This window comes from Streptomyces sp. NPDC104831, from assembly GCF_055583025.1.
In genome coordinates this window covers 32,236-42,159 of sequence record NZ_JBVJOT010000062.1, presented here as the reverse complement: position 1 = coordinate 42,159, position 9,924 = coordinate 32,236, and the positions used below count along the sequence as shown (strand labels likewise).

The 9,924-nt window shown below is 73.8% G+C and carries 12 protein-coding genes and 1 riboswitch; of the genes, 5 read left to right on the top strand and 7 right to left on the bottom strand.

Annotation, left to right across the window (positions count from 1 at the left end):
- Nucleotides 1-178: 178 nt before the first annotated feature.
- The gene (locus tag ACZ63H_RS32100) at nt 179-403 is read left to right on the top strand and encodes a (2Fe-2S)-binding protein (RefSeq protein ID WP_469871135.1); all 225 of its coding nucleotides are present in this window, start codon (nt 179-181) and stop codon (nt 401-403) included.
- On the opposite strand, the gene bfr is transcribed toward ACZ63H_RS32100, so the two are convergent.
- Nucleotides 400-906, bottom strand: a complete 507-nt coding sequence (gene bfr / locus ACZ63H_RS32095) for a bacterioferritin (RefSeq protein WP_469871133.1) — start codon at nt 904-906, stop codon at nt 400-402. The genes ACZ63H_RS32100 and bfr overlap by 4 nt on opposite strands.
- A gap of 169 nt (nt 907-1,075) precedes the next feature.
- Between bfr and ACZ63H_RS32090 the strand changes: the two genes are divergently transcribed.
- Complete coding sequence (locus tag ACZ63H_RS32090) at nt 1,076-1,708, top strand: sulfite oxidase-like oxidoreductase (protein WP_469871131.1); 633 nt, start codon at nt 1,076-1,078, stop codon at nt 1,706-1,708.
- A 37-nt stretch (nt 1,709-1,745) separates the two neighbouring features.
- Here ACZ63H_RS32090 and ACZ63H_RS32085 read toward each other — a convergent pair whose 3' ends face one another.
- From ACZ63H_RS32085 to thiO, 6 genes are all read right to left on the bottom strand, one after another.
- A complete protein-coding gene (locus ACZ63H_RS32085) occupies nt 1,746-2,336 on the bottom strand; it encodes a DUF4396 domain-containing protein (protein ID WP_469871129.1) in 591 nt (196 codons plus the stop codon).
- Between the two features lie 69 nt (nt 2,337-2,405).
- Complete coding sequence (locus ACZ63H_RS32080) at nt 2,406-3,284, bottom strand: deoxyribonuclease IV (RefSeq protein ID WP_469871127.1); 879 nt, start codon at nt 3,282-3,284, stop codon at nt 2,406-2,408.
- 56 nt (nt 3,285-3,340) lie between these two features.
- Entirely contained in the window at nt 3,341-5,281 is a 1,941-nt protein-coding gene (gene pknB / locus ACZ63H_RS32075; protein WP_469871125.1) for a Stk1 family PASTA domain-containing Ser/Thr kinase, read from the bottom strand.
- Between the two features lie 112 nt (nt 5,282-5,393).
- On the bottom strand, nt 5,394-6,188 hold the full coding sequence (locus ACZ63H_RS32070) for a thiazole synthase (RefSeq protein WP_469871123.1): 795 nt from the start codon (nt 6,186-6,188) through the stop codon (nt 5,394-5,396).
- A gap of 3 nt (nt 6,189-6,191) precedes the next feature.
- Nucleotides 6,192-6,404, bottom strand: a complete 213-nt coding sequence (thiS, locus tag ACZ63H_RS32065; protein WP_469871121.1) for a sulfur carrier protein ThiS — start codon at nt 6,402-6,404, stop codon at nt 6,192-6,194.
- A complete protein-coding gene (thiO, locus tag ACZ63H_RS32060) occupies nt 6,401-7,570 on the bottom strand; it encodes a glycine oxidase ThiO (protein WP_469871119.1) in 1,170 nt (389 codons plus the stop codon). The genes thiS and thiO overlap by 4 nt, the downstream gene beginning before the upstream one ends.
- Nucleotides 7,568-7,678: riboswitch (TPP riboswitch) on the bottom strand. It overlaps the preceding gene by 3 nt.
- Nucleotides 7,679-7,731: 53 nt before the next feature.
- Between thiO and ACZ63H_RS32055 the strand changes: the two genes are divergently transcribed.
- From ACZ63H_RS32055 to ACZ63H_RS32045, 3 genes are all read left to right on the top strand, one after another.
- Nucleotides 7,732-8,082, top strand: coding sequence for an avidin-fold protein (locus tag ACZ63H_RS32055; protein WP_469871117.1), 351 nt, complete (start codon nt 7,732-7,734; stop codon nt 8,080-8,082).
- 32 nt (nt 8,083-8,114) lie between these two features.
- Nucleotides 8,115-9,347 (top strand): NAD(P)/FAD-dependent oxidoreductase, encoded by a 1,233-nt coding sequence (locus ACZ63H_RS32050; RefSeq protein ID WP_469871115.1) that lies wholly within the window; start codon nt 8,115-8,117, stop codon nt 9,345-9,347.
- 99 nt (nt 9,348-9,446) lie between these two features.
- Nucleotides 9,447-9,812: an Rv2175c family DNA-binding protein gene (locus tag ACZ63H_RS32045; RefSeq protein ID WP_324783747.1), complete on the top strand. Its 366-nt coding sequence runs from the start codon at nt 9,447-9,449 to the stop codon at nt 9,810-9,812.
- Nucleotides 9,813-9,924: the final 112 nt, after the last annotated feature.

Sequence of the window (9,924 nt, the reverse complement as noted above, 5' to 3'; positions counted from 1 at the left end):
GGGGAAGAGCGACCCAGACCCACGCACCCACTCCCCCCCCCCCCCCCCTGGCCCCCCCCCCCCCCCCCCCCCCCCCCCCGGCCGCTTTTCCGGGTGCCACGGCATGGGTAAGGTTAGGTTTGCCTCACCGGAACGGGGAGAGCACCGAACAGCGAACCCCTCGGGGAGGTGAACCCGCGTGTACGTCTGCAGTTGCTTCGGCATCACCGAGGACCAGGTCAAGCAGCACGCGGAGAACGGCGCCTGCACCCCGCGCCAGATCGCCTCCGCCTGCAAGGCCGGCACGGACTGCGGCGGCTGCGTCCGGCGCATCCAGGCCCTGCTCGGCCGCGGCGCCTGCCCGCGCCGGGAGCTGATCGAGCAGCACGCCCCGGCCCTCGTGCGACTGGACGACGCGGCCTAGCCGCTCGTGCCCGGACCGGAGGAGTCCGGCTGGCTCTGCTCGACGACGGTCGACAGGTACAGCGCCTCGCCGAGCTTGTCCACCAGCTCCAGCTGGGTGTCCAGGTAGTCGATGTGGAGTTCCTCGTCGGCGAGGATCGCCTCGAAGACGTTGGCCGACGTGATGTCGTCCTTCTCCCGCATCAGCTGCACGCCCCGGCGCAGCCGGTCGATGGCCTCGACCTCGACCTGCCGGTCGGCCTGGAACATCTCGGTCACCGTCTGCCCGACCCGCACGTGGAACAGCCGCTGGTAGTTGGGCAGCCCGTCGAGGAGCAGGATGCGGTCGGTGAGGACCTCGGCGTGCCGCATCTCGTCGAACGACTCCGCCCGGGTGTAGCGGGCGAGCTTGGTCCAGCCCTTGTGGTCCTGGAGCTTGGCGTGCAGGAAGTACTGGTTGATCGCGGTCAGCTCGGCGGTCAGCTGTTCGTTCAGCAGTTCGATGACCTCGGGGTCGCCTTGCATGCTGTGGACTCCTTCCAGGGGGACCGGGCCGATAGCGCCGCATGATTGCACCGGCGGGGAAGATCGTCCAGTAAGTGAGTACTTAGTAGATACGCACCGACTTGTACGCGATTGTCCCATTCGGGGGTGGGTGGTCGGGGCACTGCCCGGGGTCTGTCAGGATGGATGCATGGGTCGACCGGTGGAGCGAGAGTCTGGGGCGGCGGCGGGGTCCGAGCTTCCGCCGGGTCAGCGGCTCCAGCGGGGCTGGCCGGTCACGCACTACGGGCCCGTGCCGAAGTTCCGGCCCGAACGCTGGGAGTTCCGGGTCTTCGGCGCGACCGCCGACGGCGGCAAGCACACCTGGACCCACGAGGAGTTCACGGCCCTGCCGTACACCACCGTGGTGGCCGATCTGCACTGCGTGACGAAGTACAGCATGCTCGGCGCGGAGTGGGGTGGCGTCCCGGCGGCCGCCGTCCTCGACCTCGCGCCGCCGGCGCCGGACGTCACCCATGTGATGGTCTGGGCGGAGTACGGCTTCAGCTCGAACCTGCGCCTCGCGGACTTCTGCTCCGAGCGGACCATCTTCGCCACCCACAAGGACGGTGAGCTGCTCACCGCCGAGCACGGCTTCCCGGTCCGCCTGATCGTCCCCCATCTGTACGCCTGGAAGGGCCCGAAGTGGGTCCGGGGCGTGGAGTACATGACCGCCGACCGCCGCGGCTTCTGGGAGGAGCGCGGCTACCACAACATCGGCGACCCCTGGAAGGAGCAGCGCTACTCCTACCAGGAAGAGCCCGGGGACGGCCCCGAGCTCTGAAGTCCCGCGTCGTTACCCGGCCGCGCGTGGCCCGGGCTCAGTGGTGGTACCGGTGCACCACCGCGTGGCCCTTGCCCCGGCCGATCGTCCACTTGTTGACCGGCGTGGTGACCACGAAGGCGATCACGAGCGAGACGGCGAGCGAGATCCAGAACAGCGCGTCGCCCAGCATGGCGTCCATCGCCGACGGCCAGATCAGGATCACCCCGTTGTCGATCAGCTCCATCACCGCGATGGACAGGGTGTCCGCCGCGAGCGCCACCTGGAAGGCCGTACGGAAGTCGACGCCGGCCCGCAGCACCCCGCGCAGGGTGAGGGAGTAGCCGAAGAAGAAGGCCAGCACGATCGCGAGCACCATGGTCGGCAGGTTGCCCCAGCCGAGCGCCGTGCCGAGGATCATGCCCAGCACCTCGCCGATGGCGCACCCGGTCAGGCAGTGCAGGGTGGCCTGGGCGGCCATGGACCAGGTGGCGGCGGGGGCGTGGTGCCCGTGTCCGGCATGCTCGCCGTGCCCCTGTCCGGTGTGGTCGGCGTGCTGCCCGTGCCCCGTGTGGCCGGCGTGTCCTGTGTGGTCGGTGTGCCGGTGTGCTTCGTGGTGTCCGTGTCCGGTGTGTGCCTCGTGCCGCATGACTGCCCCCAGGTCAGGTAGTGGTTCCGCACCGAGCAGGAACCATATACCCCCTAGGGGTATTCCCAGTCAGGTCTGGCGGAGTTTCTTCAGCCGCTCCACGTCCGCCGCGTGCCCCTCCTTGCCGCCCGGCGTCTCGATGACCAGCGGGACGCCCTCGGTCGCGGGGTGGGTCATGAGGGCCCGGAAGGGGTCCTCGCCGATGTGGCCGGCGCCGATGTTCGCGTGCCGGTCCTTGTGCGCGCCCACCACGTCCATGGAGTCGTTGGCGTGGATCAGCTTCAGCCGGCCCGCGCCGACGGTCTCCACCAGCAGGTCCAGCGTCTGGTGCATGCCGCTCGGCCCGGTCAGGTCGTGCCCGGCGGCGAAGACGTGGCAGGTGTCCAGGCACACGCCCAGCCTCGGGTGGGCGTCCAGCGCCTCGAAGTACGGCCCGAGGTCCCAGGTGCGCGAGCACAGCGAGGCGCCCTGCCCGGCCGTCGACTCCAGCAGCAGGAACGGGTCGTCGTCGTGGGTCAGCTCGTCCAGCAGCGGCAGCAGGTGCTCGCGCACCTGCCGGAGCGCCACCTCCCGGGCCCGGCCGCCGGTCGCGCTCCCGGTGTGCACCACCACGCCGAGCGCGCCGATCTCCCGCCCGCGCCGCAGCGAGTGCCGCAGCGACTCCACCGAGCGCTCCACCGTCGCCTCGGTGTGCGAGCCGAAGTTGATCAGGTAGGGGGCGTGCACGTACGCCGGGATCGACTCCTCGGCGCACGCCTGGCGGAACGCCTCGTCCTGCCGCGGGTTGCCGGCGGGCGTGGCCCAGCCGCGCGGGTTGGCGACGAAGACCTGCACGGTCTCCGCCTTCAGGTCGCGGGCGTAGGACAGCCCGACGGAGTGCAGGCCGCCGGCCACGGGGACATGGCTGCCGACCGGGTTGCGGGGGAGGGGGGACTGAACGGGACTCACCCGTTCAGGGTGTCATGTCCGCCCCCGCCCGGGGCCGCGCTGCGCGGTGAGACCGGTCACCGGATGGTGATCTTGACGGTGGAGCCCTTGGGGGCCGTCTCGCCGCCCTCCACCGACTGCTTCTTCACGGTGTCGCCGAACAGCCCGAGCAGCCCGCGGTCCTCGTCCACGTCGAAGCCCGCGTCCTCCAGCGCCGCGTGGGCGTCGTCCACGCTGTCGCCGACCACGTCCGGCACCTCGACCATCTCCGGCCCCTTGGACAGCGTCAGCGTCACCGTGTCGCCCTCGGCGGCCTCGCCGCCCTCGTCCGGGCTCTGCGCGGCGACGGTGTCCTCGTCGAACTCCGAGGAGTGGATCCGCTCGGGGGCGACCTTCACCTTCAGCCCGGCGTCCGCCAGCTCCTCCCGCGCGCTGTCCAGGTCGTCGCCGGTGACGTCCGGCACGTCGACGGGGCCGCCCTTGCTGACGGTCAGCGCGATGGCCGAGCCCGCGTGCCGCTTCGTGCCCGCGTCCGGCGTCGTACGGACCACCGAGCCCTTCGGCACGTCGTCGCTGAACTCCCGGGTGACCATGCCGGGCTCCAGGCCGTCCGCCTTCAGCCGCGCCCGCGCCTTCGCCAGGGGCTGCCCCTCCACGTTCGGCACGTTCACCGTCTCCGGGCCCAGCGACACGGTCAGCGTGACCTTGCCGTGGTCCCGTATCCGGCCGCCGGGCGCCGGGTCCGAGCCGATCACCGTTCCCCGGTCGACGGTGTCGCTGTAGGCGCGCTTGACCTGGCCGACGTCCAGCCCGGCCGACTCCAGCCGGTCCCGCGCCTGCGCCTCGGTCTTCGCCAGCAGCGGCGGCACCTCGGTGAACTGGCCCGAGTTGATGTACCAGACCCCGGCGCCCACGCCGAGCACCAGCAGCACGGCCACGACCAGCGCCAGCACCGTGCGCGGGGGCCGCGCCAGGCGCCGGCGGGGCGGCGCGGGCGGGGCCTGCAGCCGCGCGGTGCGGACCACGCCGTCCGCGCCGGCCTCCCCGGGGACGTCCTCGCCGACCGGCCGGGGCCGCGGCACGGTCAGCGCGCGCGGGATCACGCTCGTACGGTCCTCGGCGTTGTCGTGCCCGGCGGTCAGCGCCTGCGGGGGCAGCGCGTCCAGCTGCTCGTCGGTCAGCGTCAGCCGGGCCGCACGGGCCTCGGCGAGCAGCGCCACCGCGTCCTCGGGGCGCAGGTCCGGGGTGCGCGCGGTGGCCGACGCCACCAGCCCGTCCAGCGCCCCGGGCAGGCCCGGCACCAGCGCGGAGGGCGGGGGCACGTCGGCGTGCAGGTGCTGGTAGAGCACCTGGGCGGGGGACTGTCCGGAGAACGGCTTCGCGCCGGTCAGCATCTCGTACAGGACCACCCCGCACGCGTACACGTCGACGCGCGGGTCGGTGGTGCCGTTCTCGATCTGCTCGGGCGCGAGGTAGGAGACGGTGCCGAGCACGGCGCCCGTGGTGCTGGTCACCGTGTCCACGGAGCGCACCAGGCCGAAGTCGGCCACCTTGACCCGGCCGTCGTCGCCGATCAGCACGTTCTCGGGCTTCATGTCGCGGTGCACGAACCCGGCCCGGTGCGCGGCGCCGAGCGCGGCCAGCACCGGTTCCAGGACGTCCAGCGCGGCCCGCGGCTGCACGGCCCCGCGCTCGCGCAGCACGTCCCGCAGGGTGCAGCCGGCGATGTACTCCATCGCCAGGTACACGTACGACCCGTCGGTGCCCTGGTCGAAGACCTGCACCACGTTGGGGTGGTCCAGCCGGGCGACCGACTTGGCCTCCCGGATGAACCGCTCGACGAAGGCCCCGTCGGCCGCGAGCGCCGGGTGCATCACCTTCAGCGCGAGCACACGGTCCAGGCGGGTGTCCAGGGCCCGGTAGACCGTGGCCATCCCGCCCGCCGCGATCCGCGCGTCGACGCGGTACCGGCCGTCGAGCACCTGCCCGACGAGGGGGTCCTGAAGGGTCGTATCCACGCAGGCGAGTCTACGAGGACCGACCGGCGGCCCCGCCCGCCCGCCGCGGACGGCACCGGTACTGAAGCCGACCTGTGACGCGGCACACGCGACCGGCGGATGCCCGCGCCGCTCAGAACGCGGGGCGCTCGGGGTCCAGCACCGCCAGCCCCCGGGCCGGAGACGACGCCTCGGCGAGATACCTGCGCGGGATCCGCCCCGCCAGCCGGGCCAGCCTGCCCCCCTCCACGGCGTGCCGCATCGCCGCCGCCATCAGCTCCGGCTCCTGCGCCCGCGTCACCGCCGACGCCAGCATCACGCCCGCGCACCCCAGCTCCATCGCCAGCGCCACGTCGGACGCCGTACCGGCCCCCGCGTCCAGGATCACCGGCACGCGCGCCTGCTCCACGATCAGCTGGAAGTTGTGCGGGTTGCGGATCCCGAGCCCCGACCCGATCGGCGAGCCCAGCGGCATGACGGCCGCGCACCCCGCCTCCTCCAGCCGGCGCGCGAGCACCGGGTCGTCGTTGGTGTACGGCAGCACCGTGAACCCCTCGTCGACCAGCGTCTCCGCCGCCTCCAGCGTCTCCACCGGGTCCGGCAGCAGCGTCCGCTCGTCGGCGATGACCTCCAGTTTGACCAGGTCGGTGCCCAGCGCCTCCCGGGCCAGCCGCGCGGTCAGCACGGCCTCCCCGGCGGTGAAACAGCCCGCCGTGTTCGGCAGCACCCGGATGCCGAGCCTCTCCAGCACGGACAGCACCGAGCCGTGCACGGAAGGGTCCACCCGGCGCATCGCGACGGTCGTCAGCTCCGTACCGGAGGCGACCAGCGCCCGTTCCAGCACCTCCAGGCTGGGCGCCCCGCCCGTGCCCATGATCAGCCGGGAGGAGAGGGTCAGGTCCCCGAGGACCAGGGAATCGTCGGCCATGACTCAGCCTCCCTGCACGGCGGTGAGGACCTCGACGCGGTCGCCCTCGGCGAGCGCGGTCGTCGCCCACCGCGCGCGCGGGACGACGGTCTCGTTGACGGCGGCGGCCACCCCGCGCGGCGCCGCCGTGAGGGTGCCGACCAGCGCGTCCAGCGCGGTGCCCGGGGCGACACGGCGGGGTTCGCCGTTGACGGAGATGGTGACGGAGTTGCTCATGCGGGCTGCTCCAGCTGTTCCATGGGGGCGGCACCGAAGCGCCGGGGGGTGAACGGACGCGCCTCTTCCGGGAGCTCGCCGGTGACCAGGGCGTGGGCCAGCACGTCCCCGGTGACCGGGGTGAGCAGCACCCCGTTGCGGTAGTGCCCGGTGGCCAGCAGCAGTCCGGCCAGGGCGGACGGGCCGAGCAGCGGCGCGTTGTCGGGGGAGCCGGGGCGCAGTCCGGCCCGGGTCTCGGTGAGCGGCAGCTCGGTGATGCCGGGCACCAGCTCGTGGGCGTCGCGCAGCAGCTCGTACACGCCGCCCGCGGTGACCGTGGTGTCCCACCCCAGCTCCTCGCTGGTGGCGCCGACGACCAGCTCGCCGTTCTCCCGGGGCACCAGGTAGACCTGGCCGCCGCGCACCACGGCCCGCACGGTCCGGCTCAGGAACGGCGCGTACCGGGGCGGCACGGTCAGCCGCAGCACCTGCCCCTTGACCGGCCGTACCGGAGGCAGCACCTCGGCCGGCACGCCCGCGAGGCGCCCGCTCAGGCTGCCCGCGGCGAGCACCACCCGCCCCGCGCCGAGCGCGGTCCCGTCGGCCGTGGTCACGCCGGCGGCCCGGTCCCCGGCCACGTCCAGGCGCTCGGCCCGGACCCGGTGGAAGACGACGCCGGACCGTTCGCAGGCGACGACCAGGGCCGCGGCCAGCCGGCGCGGATCGATCTGGTGGTCGCCGTCGACCCGCAGCCCGCCGCGCACCCCCGGCGCCAGCATCGGTTCCAGGCGCCGGCACTCCCGCCCGGACAGCCACTCCGCCTCCAGGCCGTGGCGCTGCTGGAGGGCGTGCAGTTCGCGCAGGTGGGCGCGGTCGTCGGCGTCCAGCGCGACGGCGAGGGTGCCGCAGCGGCGGTACCCGAGGTCGTGGCCGGTCAGCTCGGTCAGCTCCGCCGCGAACCGCGGATAGCGGTGGGCGGACGCCAGGTTCAGGGCGAGCAGGGTCTCCTCGCCGTAGTGCAGCTCGGTGACCGCGGCCAGCATCCCGGCCGCCACCCGGGCGGCCCCGCCGCCGGGTTCGGGGTCCACGACGACCGTGGCGAGCCCGCGCTGCGCGGCGCGCCAGGCCGTGACCAGGCCGATGATCCCGCCCCCGATGACGAGGACGTCGGACGTACGTGACGACATGGGCGGTAAGCCCCTCCCTTCGCCGGCATGACCCGGATCAGGTTCGTACGGTCGGAGGCCGCGAGCCTCCCTCTCAGCCCGGTCGTCCGGGCTCCCGCGAGTGCTTGTACGGTGGCCACCCTAGCCCGCCGCCCTCCTCACCCGTAAGGGAGCCCCACTTCATGGCCCGTTCGCTCGACGGACTCTCCTTCGCCCCCGTGTCGGACCAGGCCCCGGGCCAGGTGGGCACCCGCACCAGGTTCGCCTACCGCGAGGAGGACGGCGCGATCTGGGCCGACTACGCGGGCGGCGACGTCGTCCGCGGCCATCTGGTCGGCACCCGCGAGGGGGACCGGCTGGACTTCCGGTACGTACAGCTCAGGACCGACGGGACGACCGCCTCGGGGCACTGCGTGTCCACGGTGGAGGAGCTGGCGGACGGGCGGCTGCGGCTGGCGGAGACCTGGGAGTGGGAGTCCGCGCCGGGCTCCGGCACCAGCGTTGTGGAGCAGGTCACCGAGCACACCCGCTGACTGACGTTCCGTCATGTGTCTATGGTGATCGCGTGAGCGAGCAGACACCGCACGAGGACACGGCACAGGAGCGGCGCGTGGTCGTCGTCGGCGCGGGCATGGCCGGGGTGCAGACCGCGGTCGCCCTGCGGGAACAGGGCTTCAAGGGCCCGGTGACCGTCATCGGCGCCGAACCCCACCAGCCGTACGACCGGCCGCCGCTGTCGAAGGCGGTGCTGCTCGGCACCGCCGAGGGCTCCGCCTTCGACGTGGACTTCGAGTCCCTCGGCGTCGAACTGCGGCTCGGCTGCGAGGTACGGGCCCTCAGGCCCGCCGCGCGCGAGCTGGACACCGAGCACGGCGTGGTGCCCTACGACGTGCTGGTCCTCGCCACCGGCGCCGAACCGGTCACGCTGCCCGGCGCCGAGGGCGTGCCCGGCGTGCACCTCCTGCGCACCCTGGACGACGCCGCCCGGCTGCGCCCCGTCCTCGCCCGGCAGCACGACATCGTCGTCGTGGGGGCCGGCTGGATCGGCGCCGAGTTCGCCACCGCCGCCCGCGAGGCCGGCTGCGCGGTCACCGTCGTGGAGGCCGCCGACCATCCGCTGGCCGGCGCCCTGCCCGCCGAGGTCACCGCGCCCATGGCCGGCTGGTACGCCGACGCGGGCATCGCCCTGCGCACCCGCGCGCGCGTGGACCGCGTCGAGCCGGGCGCGGTGCTGCTCGCCGACGGCACCCGGCTGCCCGCGGGCGCCGTCGTCGTCGGCATCGGCGCCCGCCCCGCCACCGCCTGGCTGGCCGGCTCCGGCGTCGAGCTGGGCGCGCACGGCGAGGTCCTCGCCGACGACCGGCTGCGCACCCGCCTGCCGGACGTGTACGCCGTCGGCGACTGCGCGTCCTTCCCCTCCGCCCGCTACGGCGAACGCCTCCTGGTGCACCACTGGGACAACGCCCTCCAGGGCCCGCGCACGGTCGCCGCGGACATCCTCGGCGAGGCGACGGCGGTCTACGACCCGGTGCCCTACTTCTGGTCGGAGCAGTTCGGCCGGTTCGTGCAGTACGCCGGCCACCACACCGCGGCCGACCGCATGGTGTGGCGCGGCGACCCGGCGGGCCCGTCCTGGACGGTGTGCTGGCTCGACGGGGACCGCCTGGTGGCCCTGCTGGCCGTGGGCCGTCCCCGCGACCTGGCCCAGGGCCGCCGGCTGATCGAGGCGGGCCGGACCATGGACGCCGAGGCCCTGGCCGACCCGGCCCGGCCGCTCAAGAACGCCGCGGCCGGCTGACGCCGCCACGGGGGCACGGGGCGCGACCAGCCACAACGGCGCCGCGGCCGGCCGACGACCTTTCGCGGCCGCACCCGCCGAGCGCCTACCCTAGGTGCTGTGACCGAGATTGACGCAAAGATCGATGCTCTCGTCCCCGCCTGGCTCACCCTCCCCGACATCGCCGAGATGCTCGGCGTCGAGGTGACGCGTGTCCGGCAGCTGGTCAAGGAGGGCCAGCTCATCGCCGTACGCCGGGGTGAGAACAGGGCGCTGCACGTCCCCGCCGCCTTCATCGACGGGGACAAGGTGGTCAAGGGCCTGACCGGGACCCTGACGCTCCTGCGGGACGACGGCTTCACGGACGAAGAGATGATCGAGTGGCTCTTCACCCCCGACCCGACCCTGCCCGGCACCCCCGCGCAGGCCCTGAGCGAGAATCGCGGCACGGAGGTGAAGCGCCGCGCCCAGGCGCTCGCCGTCTGAGCCGACCGCACCGGGGGGGGGGGGGGGGGGGGGGGGGGGGGGGGGGGGGGGGGGGGGGGCACGGGAGGAGACAGAAAACACAAAGAAAACAACCAACCCCCCACGAGCCCCC

Bases quoted from the DNA above. Each gene is read 5' to 3' on its own strand.
- ACZ63H_RS32090 (WP_469871131.1), top strand. From the start codon at position 1,076: ATGGGTCGACCGGTGGAGCGAGAGTCTGGGGCGGCGGCGGGGTCCGAG.
- thiO (WP_469871119.1), bottom strand. From the start codon at position 7,570: ATGTCGTCACGTACGTCCGACGTCCTCGTCATCGGGGGCGGGATCATC.
- ACZ63H_RS32070 (WP_469871123.1), bottom strand. From the start codon at position 6,188: ATGGCCGACGATTCCCTGGTCCTCGGGGACCTGACCCTCTCCTCCCGG.
- ACZ63H_RS32055 (WP_469871117.1), top strand. From the start codon at position 7,732: ATGGCCCGTTCGCTCGACGGACTCTCCTTCGCCCCCGTGTCGGACCAG.
- bfr (WP_469871133.1), bottom strand. From the start codon at position 906: ATGCAAGGCGACCCCGAGGTCATCGAACTGCTGAACGAACAGCTGACC.
- ACZ63H_RS32085 (WP_469871129.1), bottom strand. From the start codon at position 2,336: ATGCGGCACGAGGCACACACCGGACACGGACACCACGAAGCACACCGG.
- thiS (WP_469871121.1), bottom strand. From the start codon at position 6,404: ATGAGCAACTCCGTCACCATCTCCGTCAACGGCGAACCCCGCCGTGTC.